Origin of the sequence: Flavobacterium beibuense F44-8 (assembly GCF_000769915.1) — a bacterium.
GTDB classification, from domain to species: Bacteria; Bacteroidota; Bacteroidia; order Flavobacteriales; family Flavobacteriaceae; genus Flavobacterium; species Flavobacterium beibuense.
The window spans coordinates 39,844-57,188 of the sequence record NZ_JRLV01000021.1 but is presented as its reverse complement, the minus strand read 5'-3'; the positions used below and the strand labels follow the sequence as shown (position 1 = coordinate 57,188).

20 protein-coding genes and 1 riboswitch are annotated in these 17,345 nt (G+C 38.5%); of the genes, 12 read left to right on the top strand and 8 right to left on the bottom strand.

Going from position 1 to position 17,345, the window contains the following annotated elements:
* Positions 1–97 precede the first annotated feature (97 nt).
* The 5 genes from Q763_RS15040 (at position 98) to Q763_RS15020 (ending at position 4,923) form a co-directional block, all read left to right on the top strand.
* Complete coding sequence (locus Q763_RS15040) at positions 98–766, top strand: hypothetical protein (protein ID WP_035135801.1); 669 nt, start codon at positions 98–100, stop codon at positions 764–766.
* Between the two features lie 411 nt (positions 767–1,177).
* Positions 1,178–2,077, top strand: a complete 900-nt coding sequence (locus tag Q763_RS15035; RefSeq protein WP_035135799.1) for a MerR family transcriptional regulator — start codon at positions 1,178–1,180, stop codon at positions 2,075–2,077.
* Between the two features lie 55 nt (positions 2,078–2,132).
* Complete coding sequence (locus tag Q763_RS15030; RefSeq protein WP_035135797.1) at positions 2,133–3,644, top strand: phytoene desaturase family protein; 1,512 nt, start codon at positions 2,133–2,135, stop codon at positions 3,642–3,644.
* A complete protein-coding gene (locus Q763_RS15025; RefSeq protein ID WP_035135795.1) occupies positions 3,628–4,467 on the top strand; it encodes a phytoene/squalene synthase family protein in 840 nt (279 codons plus the stop codon). Before Q763_RS15030 ends, Q763_RS15025 begins: the two co-directional genes overlap by 17 nt.
* A gap of 12 nt (positions 4,468–4,479) precedes the next feature.
* The gene (locus Q763_RS15020; protein ID WP_035135793.1) at positions 4,480–4,923 is read left to right on the top strand and encodes a sterol desaturase family protein; all 444 of its coding nucleotides are present in this window, start codon (positions 4,480–4,482) and stop codon (positions 4,921–4,923) included.
* 55 nt (positions 4,924–4,978) lie between these two features.
* On the opposite strand, the gene Q763_RS15015 is transcribed toward Q763_RS15020, so the two are convergent.
* From Q763_RS15015 to Q763_RS14995, 5 genes are read right to left on the bottom strand one after another with little or no spacing between them, the layout of a single operon-like run.
* Positions 4,979–5,539 (bottom strand): DUF4252 domain-containing protein, encoded by a 561-nt coding sequence (locus Q763_RS15015; RefSeq protein WP_084596088.1) that lies wholly within the window; start codon positions 5,537–5,539, stop codon positions 4,979–4,981.
* A 5-nt stretch (positions 5,540–5,544) separates the two neighbouring features.
* On the bottom strand, positions 5,545–6,069 hold the full coding sequence (locus Q763_RS15010) for a DUF4252 domain-containing protein (RefSeq protein WP_035135791.1): 525 nt from the start codon (positions 6,067–6,069) through the stop codon (positions 5,545–5,547).
* Between the two features lie 33 nt (positions 6,070–6,102).
* Positions 6,103–6,543 (bottom strand): DUF4252 domain-containing protein, encoded by a 441-nt coding sequence (locus tag Q763_RS15005; RefSeq protein WP_198133476.1) that lies wholly within the window; start codon positions 6,541–6,543, stop codon positions 6,103–6,105.
* Positions 6,544–6,547: 4 nt separating this feature from the next.
* A complete protein-coding gene (locus Q763_RS15000; protein WP_035135788.1) occupies positions 6,548–6,985 on the bottom strand; it encodes a hypothetical protein in 438 nt (145 codons plus the stop codon).
* The gene (locus Q763_RS14995; RefSeq protein ID WP_035135787.1) at positions 6,966–7,481 is read right to left on the bottom strand and encodes an RNA polymerase sigma factor; all 516 of its coding nucleotides are present in this window, start codon (positions 7,479–7,481) and stop codon (positions 6,966–6,968) included. Before Q763_RS14995 ends, Q763_RS15000 begins: the two co-directional genes overlap by 20 nt.
* A gap of 115 nt (positions 7,482–7,596) precedes the next feature.
* On the opposite strand from Q763_RS14995, the gene Q763_RS14990 reads away from it, so the two are divergent.
* Positions 7,597–9,060, top strand: coding sequence for a S41 family peptidase (locus Q763_RS14990; RefSeq protein ID WP_035135786.1), 1,464 nt, complete (start codon positions 7,597–7,599; stop codon positions 9,058–9,060).
* 76 nt (positions 9,061–9,136) lie between these two features.
* Here the strand turns inward: Q763_RS14990 and Q763_RS14985 are convergent, their stop codons facing one another.
* Positions 9,137–10,174 (bottom strand): YncE family protein, encoded by a 1,038-nt coding sequence (locus Q763_RS14985; RefSeq protein WP_035135785.1) that lies wholly within the window; start codon positions 10,172–10,174, stop codon positions 9,137–9,139.
* Positions 10,175–10,193: 19 nt separating this feature from the next.
* Complete coding sequence (locus Q763_RS14980) at positions 10,194–12,026, bottom strand: TonB-dependent receptor plug domain-containing protein (protein WP_035135783.1); 1,833 nt, start codon at positions 12,024–12,026, stop codon at positions 10,194–10,196.
* 32 nt (positions 12,027–12,058) lie between these two features.
* Positions 12,059–12,261: riboswitch (cobalamin riboswitch) on the bottom strand.
* 48 nt (positions 12,262–12,309) lie between these two features.
* Between Q763_RS14980 and Q763_RS14975 the strand changes: the two genes are divergently transcribed.
* From Q763_RS14975 to Q763_RS14950, 6 genes are all read left to right on the top strand, one after another.
* Complete coding sequence (locus Q763_RS14975; protein ID WP_035135781.1) at positions 12,310–13,449, top strand: ABC transporter substrate-binding protein; 1,140 nt, start codon at positions 12,310–12,312, stop codon at positions 13,447–13,449.
* Between the two features lie 6 nt (positions 13,450–13,455).
* Positions 13,456–14,487: an iron ABC transporter permease gene (locus tag Q763_RS14970; protein ID WP_157499460.1), complete on the top strand. Its 1,032-nt coding sequence runs from the start codon at positions 13,456–13,458 to the stop codon at positions 14,485–14,487.
* A gap of 12 nt (positions 14,488–14,499) precedes the next feature.
* Entirely contained in the window at positions 14,500–15,279 is a 780-nt protein-coding gene (locus tag Q763_RS14965) for an ABC transporter ATP-binding protein (protein ID WP_035135779.1), read from the top strand.
* A 100-nt stretch (positions 15,280–15,379) separates the two neighbouring features.
* Positions 15,380–15,640 carry a hypothetical protein gene (locus tag Q763_RS14960; protein WP_035135777.1) on the top strand — a complete coding sequence of 87 codons (261 nt, stop codon included), beginning with the start codon at positions 15,380–15,382 and terminating at the stop codon, positions 15,638–15,640.
* A gap of 1 nt (position 15,641) precedes the next feature.
* Positions 15,642–16,151 carry a hypothetical protein gene (locus Q763_RS14955; RefSeq protein ID WP_035135774.1) on the top strand — a complete coding sequence of 170 codons (510 nt, stop codon included), beginning with the start codon at positions 15,642–15,644 and terminating at the stop codon, positions 16,149–16,151.
* A 79-nt stretch (positions 16,152–16,230) separates the two neighbouring features.
* Positions 16,231–16,626 (top strand): hypothetical protein, encoded by a 396-nt coding sequence (locus Q763_RS14950; RefSeq protein ID WP_035135772.1) that lies wholly within the window; start codon positions 16,231–16,233, stop codon positions 16,624–16,626.
* A gap of 118 nt (positions 16,627–16,744) precedes the next feature.
* On the opposite strand, the gene Q763_RS14945 is transcribed toward Q763_RS14950, so the two are convergent.
* Complete coding sequence (locus Q763_RS14945; RefSeq protein WP_035135771.1) at positions 16,745–17,281, bottom strand: YceI family protein; 537 nt, start codon at positions 17,279–17,281, stop codon at positions 16,745–16,747.
* Between the last annotated feature and the right edge of the window lie 64 nt (positions 17,282–17,345).

Here is a 17,345-nt window from a genome sequence, read left to right as displayed (position 1 = left end):
CATCGTGTTTATTTGCCCTTAAACGAAAACATAGCGGTTTATTTTTCAATCCGTTAGACACTATATTATATTTGCAGCAACCTTACAAAACCAGGCAATGGCATCCAACTTGCAAATATATTTTATTCAAATTACAGGGATTATATCCCTGTTTTTTTTGCACTCTTGTAAACCTGCTATAAACGATAACGACAGCGACAGTATTGAGCCTGAAAAAAGTACTAAAGAATCGCCTGCAGATACTATGGGAATAGTGAAACCTACCCTTGGCAATTCTGGCAACAAAAATTATTCTGCACTTACAACGAGTAAAGAATCGGCAGAGAAAATTAAAACATTCTTACATCAAAAATATCTTAAAGACTTTGACGTACTAAAGCCTGCCGACAGGAAATTCAGTTTCTTTCAAACCGACTTTAATAACGACGGAAAAGATGATTATTTTATACACTTATACGGAAGCTATTTTTGTAATGCAGAAGGATGTACTTACCTGCTTTTAGATAATGATCTGAATGAAATAGCTGTTTTTAACAACCTCTATTCCCCTATTTACAGAAGTGATAAAACTACAAACGGCTGGAACGATATAATTCTTTTCTCTCCTGATATTTTAAAGGATGAGCACCAGTACATAAATATCGTTTATAAAAACGGTAAATACAGCTATAATAGCAAAGAGGCTGAAAAGCTGTATGCTACTCCGTCTCAAAACTGTATCGTTATGTGGGACAACGAAGTAAGTGCTAAAGAGTTTTCCTTTTAAGCTTCATTAACTTTATCCATACATAATGAAAAAAGCCCCGTTGGTTAGCGGAGCTTTTTTATCTCTAAAACTTGCGTTAATAGATTGATCGATTGGTTTGTTGTGGTACAAATATGAGATTCCCCCTACAATTTTACAATACAGGAAAATACTGAATTTTATTACGGAAAATACGTAACGTAAATTTTGAGTACAAAAAAACCCGCTTTGTCCCCAAAGCAGGTTATAATAGAACAAACATTGCATAACCCGTCGTAGGTCGGTTTACGGGCACAAAAATCGAATACTATAAAACGTTTTACAATACAGGAAAACACTAAATCTAATTAAGTAAAATACGTAACCTTTTCACTATTTATGATTGGGTTAAAAATATTTTTATTAATTTTGTTTAATCATTTTTCAAAAACAATGAACACAATTAAAAACGTATTCAATATTAAGGACCTGGAAAACCTTTCCGGTATCAAGGCACATACCATCCGTATTTGGGAAAAAAGATATAATATCCTTGAGCCTATGCGTACCGATACCAATATACGTTTTTATGATATTGAGAACCTGCAAAAGCTACTCAACATAACCACACTTCATAATTTTGGCTATAAGATATCAGCCATATCAAAAATGCCTCCCGAAAAGTTACCCGTACTGGTTAAAGAGATACTGTCAAAAAACAATCTGGCCGATCATGTACTGAACAACTTTAAGCTGTCCATGATGAATTTTGACCAGGCATTGTTTCTAAACACTTATAACTCACTATTACAGGAAAAGTCATTCAGGGAAATATTCCATGAATTCTTTATACCGTTACTTAGCGAAATAGGTTACCTGTGGCAAACCAATACCATTACTCCGGCACACGAACATTTTATAAGCTTCCTGATTAGACAAAAGCTTGCATCAAATACGGAGAAAATACAAACAACCCCTCCTTCAAAAACCGACAGGACATATGTTTTGTACCTGCCACAAAACGAAATACACGAACTAGGGCTTATGTTTCTTAATTATGAACTGGTATTAAACGGCTATAAAACCGTATATTTAGGAGAAAGTGTACCATTAGATAACCTTAGAGATGTAAAAACCTATTTTAACAAAATTACGTTTATAACCTATAGTACTATTGCACCAGACAACAACGAGATAATTAATTACGTAAACACCTTAAAACAACAGGTGGTAAATGACACGGATACCAGGCTGTACATTTTTGGCAGGAACGGAAAATTTCTGGATCAGAATATCTTAAATGAAAACATTAAGGTGTTTGACAGCATAGCTCAATTTACCGACAGCATATAATTTAACAAAAGTTTACTTTGTTAATGTTTAATCTTTTTCTATTTTTATTAAACAAATGAACGCTACCATAAACATAATCGGATCAGGATTTTCCTCTTTAGCAGCTGCCTCTTACTTAGCCCGCTCCGGCTGTAATGTTACTGTATACGAAAAAAACAGCACCATAGGCGGAAGGGCACGTCAGTTAAAAAAAGACGGCTTTACTTTTGACATGGGACCTACATGGTACTGGATGCCCGATGTTTTTGAACGTTTTTTTGAAGATTTCGGGAAACGTCCTAAAGATTATTACGAGTTAAAAAAGCTATCACCTGCCTATAGCGTATGCTTTGGCATGAACGATTTTATAACCATAGGTGATAACCTTGATGAGATATGCCGTGTATTTGAACAAACAGAGCCAGGCAGTAGCAGTAAGCTACGCAAATTTATAGACGAAGCAAAAAGTAATTATGATATAGCCATAAAGGATTTAGTATACCGCCCGGGTTTATCCCCACTTGAATTGGTTACCCCACAAACTATAGCAAAGCTCGGGCAATTTTTTGGTAATATTTCCAGGGATATCCGTAAGGAATTCAAAAACAAAAAGCTGGTACAAATACTGGAATTCCCTGTACTGTTTTTGGGGGCAAAACCAAGCGACACCCCATCATTTTACAGTTTTATGAACTATGCTGATTTTGGTCTTGGCACCTGGTACCCTAAAGGCGGAATGTTTAGCGTGGTGGAAGCCATGCAGCAACTCGCTATAGAACAGGGTGTAAAATTTGTTACCGATGCTAACGTGGAAAAAATTGAAGTAGATGAAGACGGATGTGCCACACATATTGTCGTAAACGGAGAAAAAATAGCAGGCGACATTACTTTAAGCGGCGCCGACTACCATCATACCGAAACACTTTTGGATAAACAATACAGGCAATACAGTGAGGGTTATTGGGAAAGAAAAACCTTCGCCCCTTCTTCCCTGCTGTTTTATGTTGGTTTCAACAAGCCTGTAGAAAATGTAGAGCACCATACCCTTTTCTTTGATGTGGAGTTTGATGTTCATGCTGCCGATATTTATGATAATCCTAAATGGCCGGAAGAACCACTATTCTACGCCAGCTTTTCGGCTAAAACGGATAGCGATACCGCTCCGCAGGGAATGGAAGCCGGAACTTTTTTAATTCCGCTTGCACCTGGACTGGAAGATACTCCGCAATTAAGAGACCAATATTTTGAAAAAATAATTACAAGGCTTGAAAACCTCACACAACAAAGTCTTAAAGACAGTATACTTTTTAAAGAGTCGTTTTGTGTAAACGATTTTGTAAACGATTACAATTCCTATAAAGGAAATGCATATGGCCTTGCCAATACCCTGTTGCAAACCGCCTTTTTAAGGCCGGGGCTTAAAAGCAACAAAGTAAAAAACCTGTTTTTTACGGGACAGCTTACCGTTCCCGGACCAGGTGTTCCCCCTGCATTAATATCGGGGAAACTGGTAGCGGGACTCATAGAAAAACAATTATACAAACAATCCAAACAAACTTTTACCAAACGTTATGAAATCAATATTTGATAAAGTTTCCTTTGATTGCAGCAAGAATGTAACAAGGTCATACAGTACCTCGTTCTCCTCTGCCGTTACAATGCTGTCACCACGCATAAGACAGGATATTTATAATATTTATGGTTTTGTGCGCTTTGCCGATGAAATTGTAGACACATTTCACGACTACAATAAGGAAGAGCTTTTTGATCTTTTTGAAAAAGACCTCAATAATGCCCTGCGCGATAAAATTAGCCTAAACCCTGTGCTGAATTCGTTTCAGCATACGGCTAACCAATACAATATACCTAAAGAACTGATTGATGCTTTTATGAAAAGTATGAAGCAGGATTTGGTAAAAAAGGAGTACAGCTCACTAGCCGAATACAACCAATACATTTATGGATCGGCAGATGTGGTAGGATTGATGTGCCTAAAAGTTTTTGTGAATAATGACGATGCCAGATATGAAGAACTGAAAGGACCTGCCATGCGATTGGGCTCGGCCTTCCAAAAGATAAACTTTTTAAGAGATATTAAAGCCGATACCGAAGAACTGGGAAGAAGCTATTTCCCTTCGCTAAATCTTAACGAAATTACAGACGATATTAAACAACATATAGTAGAGGAAATTGAAGCCGACCTTGTCGAAGGTTACAAGGGTATTTTAATGCTGCCTGTAGAAGCTAAGTTTGGTGTATATACAGCTTATGCCTACTACAAAAAGCTGCTTAAAAAACTAAAGGCCACTCCTTCTCCCGAAATTAAAACCAAAAGAATAAGGGTACCTAATTATCAAAAATTTGGCTTACTGGCACAGTGTTATTTAAATTATCGTTTTAACTTTATATAAAAAATCAAAACCATGTTAGTTTACATACTGGTATTTATATTAACTTTTTGCATTATGGAATTTATGGCGTGGTTTACACATAAATACATTATGCATGGTTTTTTATGGAGCCTGCACAAAGACCATCACCGCAAAGATCACGACTCGTGGTTTGAGCGTAACGATGCCTTTTTTATATTTTATGCACTGGTAAGCATTGGGTTCTTCCTTTTATGGAAGTACCAAATACTGGATATTGGTCTTGCTATTGGCTTGGGAATACTCGCCTATGGTATCGCTTACTTTTTTGTACATGACATTTTTATACACCAGCGCTTTAAGCTTTTGCGTAACGCCAATAACCGTTATGCTAAAGCAGTAAGAAGAGCACACAAAATGCACCACAAACATTTAGGCAAAGAACACGGCGAATGCTTTGGTATGCTCATCGTTCCGTTTAAATATTTTAAAAAATAAAAAAATCCGCTGCAAGAGCGGATTTTTCGTTTTAAGAACTATTATTTATATCAAATTAACCTTCGTTGTTGTTGATATTCATTGCATCAAGAGCCGGTTGGAGCTGTGCTATATCAAGACCTGATTTTTGTATCAACTGTACTACAGTAAATACATCTCCCGGAGTCATATCGTCTCCCAGCACTCTTATAAGCCCAAAACTGTCTCCGTTTTGATGCAGGTAAACTACAAACTCATCTATATCATCATTTTCACCAAGCATGCATATCCTACCTCCGTTTTTACCTGAACCAAAACGCATTAGTTCCTCATAGCCTCCTGTTTTAAGCAGCCCTTTTACATTTTTAGCTTCGGTTGTATACAGTTGGTCGTTCTCATTCCCGCTTTTAAAAATCAGGATATTGAGTTTTTTAACTGCATCAAGCGCTTTTGTCTCCTTTTGTGATAAATTGAATTTATCCCCTTTTATAATACTGGTCCCTAAATCAAAGGCAATAAAATCCTGAGACTTTGCTTTTTCTACAAAGTACTTTTGCAGTGACGGACCCGAATCACAAGATACTAAGCTTAGCATAAGGGCAAGCATGATTCCGAAAAGATAATGAATGGTTTTCATGATTTTTATTTTTTACCTGAAGCTTTTTTTAGTTTATCACCTCCCGGTATCTTCATATAATCGGTAAGGAAAGATATTTCCTTAAGGTCAAAAGTACCTGTAAGTGACATTAAAACGGTATCATCTCCGTCACCTCCGTTAATAAACATAAGCAGTTCTTTAACTTGAGATGCCGTTGCTCCGGTTTTCACATAAATCTTAATGGTTTGCCCGCCTTCGCTAATACGCATTAGTTCTTCTAACGGGTATTTTTTAAGGTAAGCATCCACCGTTTTTTTCATTTCAGCTTTGAACTTAGCATTTTCGGTAGTGAACACCTTCAGGTTATCCAGTCTTTTAATAAGACTGAAAAGCTGTTTGGTATTCTCATCGCTTGAGTCGGCCTTCACCTCACTCATAAGTTCAAACATTTTTTTATTAACCAATATAGATACTATCTCATCTTCATCCTCAAACTTGTCAAACATTGACTGTGCGAAGAACAAAGTAGGCATTAGCACTAATACAAAGGTTATAATCAGCTTTTTCATTTTGTGGTAATATATTAAGTTTATGGTACTTTATTACAATTTTACTTTGCCTGTAAAGGTAACAACTAATGTCTCATCACCGTCACCTCCGTCAACAAATACGAGTACTTCATCTAAAGTATCTGAAGATGTTTGTTTAGCATACACTTTTACTTCCTCGCCGTCATCTTTTACGCTTATCAGCGTTTTCATATTATTATCCCTAAGATAATCTTTTACTGCAGCTTTTAGCTGTTTTTTGTACTTTTTCACTTCGGTACTGTACACTTTAAGGTTATCAAGCCCTTCGGTAAATTTAGTCACCATGTCCTGTTCACTCTTGCCTACTTTCATTTCTTTAGCAAGATCAACCATGCTTTTATCAACAACAATAACCGCTACATCGTCTATGTCGTTAAACTTATCAAATGCTCCCTGTGCATAAAACAACACCGGTACCAGCATTACAATTAAGGTTACTATAAGCTTTTTCATTTTTTTACTTTTTAAAGATTGTTTTTCTTGATGATTCATATTCTTCGAGATACCCTATAGTGCTAGCCCCCTTATTTACATTTTGCGACAGCATGTTTAATGCCTTTTGGGTTTCCCTTAAAGCCACTTCAGGGTCATCAAAGGTACCAAGGTCATTATCATTAGGCTGCCTGTCAATAAAGGTAAACACCCCAAATAAAATCACCACGCTTGCAGCAACCGATAACCATGCAACATATTGTTTTTTGGTTTTTAATGGTATCGTTTTTTCAAAACGTTGGTTTTTCTCATGGGCAAAATACCCAAACATTGGCCTGTATTGCTCCAGATGAGGCGCCACATCGTGTGAAGAAAAGTACATCTTAAGCTGGTTTTCTTCAGCAATACTGGTTTCTGCGTCAAAGTATTTATCTATAAGTATTTCAATTTCTCTTAATTCCATAATTGTGCATTTTAGTTAATTCGTCCCTCAGTGCTTTCCTGGCACGGGATAAAGCTACCCTCACTGCCGTTTCGTTCATTTCCATTATTTTGGCAATCTCTTCAAACTCGTATTGCTCAACATCCCGCATTTGCAAAATAAGGCGCTGCTGTTCGGGGAGCGTATTCATTATTTTTTCTGCCCACTCCCATGTATCGCGGTCTTCGGCTTGCTTTTGCAGTCCCGGTTCGCGGTCACTGTAGTTGGAGTGTACTATCCGCAACTCGGTAGCCCTTTTAGACTTTAACTGATCCAGGCAGTAGTTTTTTGTTATTGTCATGGCCAGGGCTTCCACACTCGAATATTTTTCCAGTTTACCTTTATTTTTCCATAACCTTACCAAAACTTCCTGAGTGGCATCTTCGGCTTCTTCGTTACTAACTAACAGCCGTTTTGCCAGCCTGAAAACACGGTCTTTAAAAGGAGTAATAATATTTACGAACTCCGTTTGATTCATAATAATTTGCTATCGTTGTTTGCGGTTTTATAATAGGAAGACGAATACCCTTGTTTTTTGTTACAAATAATATTAAAAATATTAAATTTACGTTTTATACTTAAAACTGCTATACATGAAAAAGATAAGTATTGCCATTTGCTTACTGCTCATTTCTGCTTTTGCCCTGCAAAGCTGTGAAGATATGGACGATAACGCCGTTCCGGTAAACGATTTTATATGGAAAGGACTTAACCTATACTATTTATGGCAACCGGAAATACCAAACCTTGCAGACGACAGATTTGGTAATCAGGGAGAACTAAATGCCTTTTTGCAAAGCTACTCCAGTCCTGAAGCTCTTTTTAACAGCCTTTTGTATGTAGACCCTACAAACCCTGCAAAAAGTGACAGGTTTAGTGTTTTGGTTTCCGACTATAACGTACTGGAAGCTACCCTACAGGGTGTAGCTAAAAGTAACGGTGTGGAATTTGGACTTGTGTATACCGATGCTTCACAAACCAGTATATTTGGTTATGTACGTTACATATTGCCCGATAGTGATGCCTCTACTAAAGATATTCAGCGTGGGGATATATTTTATGCTGTAAACGGAACTCCGCTTACACCTTCTAACTACAGAAGCCTTTTAGCTGCCGACACCTACACCCTAAACCTTGCCGATTATAATGACGGAACTATTACTCCAAACGGCGAAGAGGTTAGTCTTACCAAGTTTCAATATGGTGAAGACCCGGTTTATTTTGCCGATGTGGTATATAACGAAGGTGGTAAAACTATTGGCTACCTTATGTATAATGGTTTTTTTAGCAGCTATGACAACGAGCTGAATACTGCTTTTGGTAACCTTGCCGCGCAGGGGGTTAATGAACTGGTACTTGACCTGCGTTATAACGGAGGCGGATCTGTACGTACGGCGACCTACCTTGCCAGTATGATTACGGGTCAGTTTGAGGGACAACTACTGGCTAAAGAACAGTGGAACCCTAAACTACAGGATTACTTTGAAAATAATAACCCTAATGCACTGGTAAATAATTTTGCAGGAGCATTAAACGACGGAACAGGCATTAACCACCTTAACCTTAATAAGGTATATATACTTACAACAGGTAGTACGGCTTCTGCCAGTGAGTTGATAATTAACTGCCTTAAACCTTATATTGATGTGGTACAAATAGGTACTACTACCATTGGTAAAAATGCAGGATCGGTTACACTGTATGATTCTGCCGATTTTTCTAAAAATGATGTAGATCCAAGTCATCGCTATGCTATGCAGCCATTGGTACTTAAAATAGTGAACAAAAATAACTTTGGCGATTATGAAGAAGGCATAAGTCCTGATATTGAAATGCCCGAAGATTATGACAATCTTGGCGAAATAGGAAACCCAAGTGAGCCTTTACTGGCAACCGCAATTAGCCAGATTACGGCAAACGGACGAATGATGCCACAGCAGCCCGGAAGAGAACATAAAATATTTAAAACCTCTAAAACCATGCAGCCATTTGGCGATGAAATGTATATTGAAGAGGTACCGCAAAATTTAGGTCATCTTGTAAAAGAGTTACCATAATAAAACTCGAAAGGCTTCCCTAGGGAAGCCTTTCTTTTTAAACATAAACAAAATTACTTTATTTTTAGCTAGTAATTTAATTGTTAAAGTAGAAACTATTAGGTCCAACTCCTACTACGTGTGTGTTTATTAATGTACCATTAGTACCGTAAATATAAATTTCGCTGTCTGAAGCAAAGTCACCGCCATCTGCAATATAAACCTTGCCTCCGTTTACATTAAACCCATACATTGCACCCCATTGAGAACCTGACTCATAACTAAATAAAGCTTCTGTAGGTAATGTATTTGAGTTCAAAGATAAGCTATAAACGCTAGTTCCAACAGTATAGTATATAGAATTATCAGAAATTGTAAGATTTTTTGCACCAGACATCTCAGCAGTAAGCTCAATAGTACCGCTAACTGTATTGTTTGCAAGGTTTATTCTGCTTATTTTACTATCACCCATTACATATAAAGCACCGTCCTCCTCGTCAAAAGAATTTGGAGAATCACCAAGTTCAATAACTGCTTCAACAGTATTGTTTGCCGGGTTAAATACAGTTACCGATGTTCCGCTACCGTAATATCCGTTAGCAATATAAAGCTTACCGTTTTCTGTAAGTACTCTTTCAGCATAGTTGTTAAGTTCTACTGTAGATGTTGTAAAGCTTGCAAGATCAACCACTGTTAGGAAATCATCCGGATCTGCATAATTAGATGTGTTAGTGATATAAGCCTTACCGTTAATAACCGCACCATAACGAGGGTTACTGAAATCAGTTTCGATACTTGCAACAAACTCAAAAGTATTTCTGTTTACTACAGTTACTTTATTTGCCTGACCAGAAATGATAAATGCATAATCATCACTAAAAAACATTGACTGCAGGTAAGTACCAATAGCAGGAGCATCCGGGTTTACAGCAGTAAATATATCCTGCTCTACAGTACCGTCGTTACCAATAAAAGATACAGTACCTGTAGACGGGTTGCTGTTACCTTCGTTAAGCACAAAAGTTCCGTTCTCGTAAGCACCGGAAACAACCGATACATTATCGTCGTCACTGCTACAAGACACAAAAAATAAAGAACCGGCCAATAAGGCAAATAATGAATTTTTAAGTTTCATGATAGTTGTTAAGTTTAAGTTAGAGTTTTAAAGTGAAATAAAAATTAAAATTTCTTCCGGGCATTTGCCTGCTGTCTACACTAACATAATCAGCATTCCAAACATTAAGCACCTGTGCCCCCAGTTTATAAGTAGTCGTTTTTCCAAAAGTATATTCGGCACCAAAGTTACCTGTGGTATAGGCATCTATATTGTACCTCGAGTTGTTGTCAGATCGTGTAAACACCTCTCCGGTATATAAAAACTGGTAGTAAGCCGTTAGTCTTTTATATCCGTAAGATAATGCGCCCGATGCCTTGTGGTAAGGCACATAAATAAGCTGATTGCCTGTATCTTCGTTCTCACTTCGGGTATAACCATACACGGCGGTAAGCCCCAGTTTATGCGCGTTAAATTCCCTATTGTATTTAAACACCGTTTCTATACCATAGGTTTTAACCCTATCGGTATTTTGTGGTCGCCATACACTACCTGTAGGCAGCCAGCGTAGCATATCTTTAAGTTTTATAAAATAACCCGTTACGCTTAGGCTTGCATTTTGAATGGTAAACTCGTTACCTATTTCTCCCTGTACAGAGCTTTCGGGTTTCAAATCGGTATTACCGCTACCCTGCCAGTACAAATCCTGAAAAGTAGGTATCCTGAAGTTTTTGGAACCGTTTACCCTTAGCATGTAAAAATCGGAAAAACGGTATTTGGCTCCTGCCGAATACAAAAACGGACTCTCATAATTATTTGTAGCCTCTTTCCTTATACCCGCCTCATACATTAATTTACCGGTAATTGAATGACTAAACAATACACTGCCCGAACCTATATGCCTTTCGGCTCCCTGCAGATTAGAGCCATACCCTTTGGTTTGGGTAAAGTTCAATACCGAGTTCAGTTTCATCTTACTGTTAATCTGGAACAGCAGGTCGTACTTCCCTATTATAGATTCTGATTTCCCGTAAGTATAGTCCTCTTCATAAATATTATCAAAGTATTTGTACTTCTCACTCAGGTAAGCTGCCTTTAGTTTTGAGGTAAACCTGCCGTAATAGCCTGTCCACTCCAGCATGTTCCTGGTGTCAAAATTATCATACTTCGTTCTTGTTTCCGATGGGAATATGAGTGAGAAATGCCTCTCCCCTTCAAACAGATAGCTATAATAGGTAAGGACATTTTTTTGGTTAATTTTATAACCCACAGTAGCCGAGGCACTGTTGTTATAATACTGCCCGTTAAGATTATGTCCGTCCTTACCTACGTAATCATAGTCGTTGTCAGAGCTGTTTCGGGTAAAGCTAAGCGATGCGCTAAACTTATCTGTAGCCATTGTCCCGGCATAATGCAGCCCCAGTGTATTAAAGCTGCCGTAGTTTGCCCTAAGCTCGTTAGTGAATTTTTCTTTATACTCAAGTTCGTTGTTCAGGTGAATACTCCCTCCTATGGCGCTACTGCCATAAATAACACTTCCGCCTCCTGCCCTAACATCTATGGCATTAAAGTCGCGGGTATTTATTACGTTAAAGTCGGTTTGCCCGTTTAACTGGGAGTTTATGTTTATACCGTTCCATATCACGGCGGTTTGCTGAGCAGTTGTCCCTCTGAATGACGGAGACGAAACCATACCCAGTCCGTTTTCCTTAAAGTAAATGGTGGTATTGTAGTTTAAAAATGAGGTAAGCGATGCCCGATTGATCCCGATAACCGAATCGTTTAGCGCGAGCACCTGCTGTGTATTGGAAAAATCACGCAATTGCGTGTCTGATATTATCACTTCTTTTAAAGGGACAATAGTATCCTGCTGCGCCCAAAGCTGATGGCACAATACAAGAGTTAATACAAGAATGAGTCTGTTAAATGTCATAATTTCCAGAACCTTTTTTCCCGAAGGTTCGATAATTGTTAACACTAAAGGCAGGTCTCCTGGCTTGCGTACTGTTGTTTACCTTCCCGCCCATACAGGCAGTGGCTCGCAGTTAACAACAGCCTCCCAAAAGGGATATAGCTTACAGTTGCGGGAACAGCTCAGGTATTACACCTGATTCCCTTTTAATACAGTGTGCGGCCGGCACACTATAACCTAAAGTTGGGTGCAAATATAGGATTAATATTGAAATTTATACATTTGCAGCAGCTTAATATTTGTTATGAAAATCTTACACTACCCTATTTTCCTTTTTTTATTACTGGCTGTAACAGGCTGTAAAAAACAGGAAAAAGCACACAAAGAAACTACCGAAACTGTCGAGAATTCAATAGTTTACGCCAGCGGACTGGAGCTGTACAAACACCACGGCTACACCATTATAAAAGTGACTAACCCATGGCCTAATGCTACCGAAAGCTTCACTTATGTAATGCAGCAAAAAGATGCTGTTGTACCCGACAGTCTTAAAAAATATACGACAATACAGGTACCATTGCAGTCAATTGTGGTAACTTCAACAACACATATACCGGCAATGGAAATGCTTGGTGTGGAAAATACTTTGGTAGGCTACCCCGGTACTGATTTTATTTCAAGCGAAAAGACCAGAAAACGTATTGATTCGGGACTGGTTAAAGACGTAGGTCAAAACGAAGGACTGAATACCGAGATTATGATTGACCTCTCTCCCGATGCTGTTGTGGGCTTTAGTATAAGCAGTAACAACAAATCCATGAATACCCTTAAAGACAGCGGACTAACCGTTTTATACAATGGTGACTGGACAGAGCAAAGCCCGCTGGGAAGAGCCGAATGGATTAAATTTTTCGGGGCACTTTACAGCAGGGAAAGAGAAGCCAATATTATTTTTAAACAGATAGTAAAAGATTACAATGACGCTAAAAAAATAGCGCAAAACACTACCGAAAAACCTACGGTTATGGCAGGTGCTATATTTCAGGATCAATGGAACCTGCCACAGGGAGGAAGCTGGGGAGCACAGTTTTTAAAAGATGCCAACGCCGATTATCTTTGGAAAGATACCGATGGAACGGGAAGCCTTAGCCTATCTTTTGAAACCGTACTGGATAAAGCCGAAAATGCCGAATACTGGATTGGACCAAACAGTTATACATCGCTTACCCAAATGACAGAAAACAATCCCCACTACGGACAGTTTCAGTCGTTTAAAAACAAGAAGGTATACTCCTTTGGTACAAAAAGAGGTCCTACGGGCGGCTATGTATATTATGAACTTTCGGCAACAAGACCCGATCTTGTTTTAAAAGATCTTATCAAGATATTTCATCCGGAACTGTTACCGGATTACGAACTTTACTTTTTCGAAAAACTAAACTAAACCATTGTGCTGTACACCAAACGATATACACTGATTTTTATACTGCTGGGCATTAGCCTTGTGGCACTGTTTCTCGTTAATATCAGTTTGGGATCGGTTAGTATTCCCCTTAAGGAAGTATTTAACAGCCTTATTGGCAAAGGCGCTTCAAAATCAGCATGGGAATACATCATAATAAACTACAGGCTACCTAAAGCTTTAACCGCCATTATTGTAGGCATTGGGCTGTCAATAAGCGGATTGCTTATGCAAACACTTTTCCGTAATCCACTGGCAGGACCTAGTGTTTTAGGGTTGAGTTCGGGAGCCAGCCTTATGGTAGCCATTGTTATTTTGGGCGCGGGGATTGTACCTGCCGTAGGTACTTTTTTCTCATCATCATACGGACTCGTACTTGCCTCTACCTTTGGTAGTTTACTGGTATTACTGGCAGTATTGCTGGTGGCACAAAGGTTAAAGGATACTATGGCAATACTAATTGTAGGATTGATGTTTGGGAGCTTTGCAGGGGCTATTGTGGGCGTGCTGTCTTACTTCAGTAATGCCGAACAGCTTCAAAAATATACGTTTTGGGCACTGGGGAGTTTAGGAAACCTTTCATGGGAAAACATATCCATACTATGGGGTGCCAGCCTGCTGGGACTTGCCATAGCCGTTACCTGTATCAAACCCCTTAATGCTATGCTACTTGGCGAACGCTATGCCAAAAGCTTGGGGATAAACTTTAGCCAAACACGTTTTATAATCATACTGGCAACCAGTATTATTACAGGTTGTATTACCGCATTTACAGGACCTATATCGTTTATAGGGATTGCAGTGCCCCATATTGTGAAACTACTGTTTAAAACCAGTAGCCACCTGGTATTGTTTTGGGCAACACTGCTTGCAGGTGCTGCCATAATGCTTATTTGTGATACAGTTACACAATGGCCGGGAAGTAGTTTTGTACTGCCTATAAACGGTATCACATCTATAATTGGTGCGCCAATAGTAATATGGCTTTTGTTCAGAAAAAAGAAAGGCGTATTCAGTTAAATTCAAAAAGTGATGGAAACAGTATTAGCTGCAAATAATCTTAGCATTGGCTATCCTGACAAAAAACAGGAAGCTGTTATTGCACATGATATTAACCTCAACCTTAAAAAAGGCGCACTTATCGCATTAATAGGCGCCAACGGTATAGGTAAATCCACACTATTGCGTACTCTTACAGGGATTCAGCCACCCATAAAAGGGATTATTCAGCTTAACGGAATTAACCTCACTCAACACAACCCTAAAGAGCTGGCTCAAAACCTGAGCGTGGTACTTACCGAAAAACTTCCGCCAAGTAATCTTACGGTTTACGAATTGATAGCATTGGGCAGGCAGCCTTACACCAACTGGCTGGGCTCACTTACCGAAGAAGATAAACTACAGGTAAGCAGGGCGCTTCAACTTACCCAACTGGAGCATCTTGCCAACAAAAAATATTATGAAATAAGTGACGGACAGTTACAAAGGGTGCTTATTGCACGTGCCCTGGCTCAGGACACTCCCTTTATAGTACTGGACGAACCTACCACTCACTTAGATTTGCTGCATAAGGTAAGCCTGCTAAGACTCCTGAAAAAGCTTACGCAGGAAACCGATAAATGCATACTCTACTCTACTCACGACCTCGACCTTGCCCTACAGTTAAGCAGCGAAATTATTGTAATGACACAGCAGGAAGTAATACAGGATTCCCCTGCTAATTTAATTAGCAACAAGGTTTTTGACAGGCTGTTTAACGACGACAGCATAACTTTTGATGCGGAAAAAGGCGGTTTTACCGTTAAGGAATAAACACTTTGTGTTCGGCTTTTTCTTACGCATTTAACAAAAGGTAAACACAGCTCTCCCTTATAATTATGTAACTTTACTGTAAACCAATACCTAAATAATCATGGCTAATCAGTTTACAATAAGTTACCCGGGCAATAAAACAAGCCTGCTTAACAAGATAAAAGGTTCTATAGGTGACAAGGGTAAGCTTGCCGGAGACGACCAGCACGGAAATTTTGAAGGCAGCACCCCACTGGGAAAATTCTCGGGTTCCTATAGCATAGACGGAGATGATATTACCATAACCATTGATAAAAAACCTATGCTTATATCTAACAAAAGGATACAGGAAGAGTTTGAAAATGCCCTAAACGACAAATAGCATGCATAAAATTACCTTACTAATACTATTTATATGCACAACTGCAGGAGCACAACCTCCGGTAATGGAGGTACATGCTAACGGCTTTGATCCTGTAGAGGTAAGTATACCTTCCATACCTGTTGATTTATTCATAAAAGCAACAGATACCTGGGCTTATGAATATAACCGACTTAAAAGTCCTGTAGATGTTACTGCTGTAACAGCTAACACTATAACCATTAGCGCATATAAAAAAAATGCTTTTTATTACCGTAATCGTGGTGAAGCTTTCTTTTACAAAATACGCTATACCATGACCATTACTTTTCACGTTAATAGTTATACCCTCGACTTTAAAGTAGGTGATATTTATACTGACGGTGATGTACTGGTTGAATATAAACTCCCTGATTATTTTACCTCATCGGGTAAACTTAAAGACGGATATAACATGCTGGACGAATCCCTGCAAAAAACAGTGAACGACATAGTGAACTCCCACTATAATTTTATTATAAAGTACCAGTAGCTAAGGCTTTGTTAAACCCTTTTGCTTTACGGTTTATTAGTGGTAATATTATAATACCAACCTAAAAAAACGAAAAGCTATGTCACAAGAAACAACAAACAACCCTAAAGATTTAGGTTCAAAAAAAATAAACGACCATCAGAAAAATGAAGGTTTTAGCGGAGAAAACCTACCCGATAATTATAATCCCGGCAGCCGCTTTTTAAACCCCGAAACCGAGAAGGATGAAGAAGGTAATAAAGAACTGCAAAAACGTGCCCGCGATGTGAATGAAGGGAAAGCTGTACCGGTTAGCCAAAGCGACAAAACAGTTAATGACAAAGGCGAAGTGGTAGACAAAAACCGTGGTACCAAAGACGAAGCCGAGGATAAGGAAACTGCTGAGAACAGGGATTTCAATTCAGATATTGAAAAGAACCGTTATCCGACATCACATCCTGAAAACAAAAGGGATCGCGGAAATACAGAACAATAAAAAGCTTGTCTCAAAAGTTCCATTTCGAGCGCAACGGAGTGAAGTCGAGAAATCTCTAATAGATTTCTCCACAAGGTCGAAATGGAAAAATAAACACTTTTGAGACAAGCTACGTTTTTTAATCTTCTTCCTTTATAAACTGTATGTTGGCATGTAGGTGAATTTCCTCTCCCAATACCAGTCCGCCTGCCTCTGTAGTGTCATTGGCATGGATATTAAAATCGTTTCGGTTAATCTCCCCGCTAATATCAAACCCGGCTCTCATATTGCCAAACCCGTCTCTGGCTTCCCCTCCAAACAATACCTTAAATGTAACTTCCTTAGTTATATCTTTTACGGTAAGGTCACCTTTTAAATCATACTTATCGCCATCTACATGGTTAAATGCTTTTGAAACGAACTGCATTTCCGGGTAGTAATCGGCATTAAAAAAGTCGGCCGACTTCAAATGCTCATCTCTTTGCTCATTATTGGTATCTACACTGTACACATCGATAGTCAGTTTAAAGTTGGCATCGGTAAAATCATCCTTTCCGGCATACATAGTGCCCGAAAATAGCCTGAAATGCCCTGTAACATTAGCAATAAGTAAATGTCTTATTTTAAACTGTATATCTGAATGAGCCAAATCGAGAATCCATTTTGCTGTTTTCATAATTATATCTGTTTTTAAAAAATTGGTTAATAGAAATAAATGATGTTTTTATAAGTAATAACTT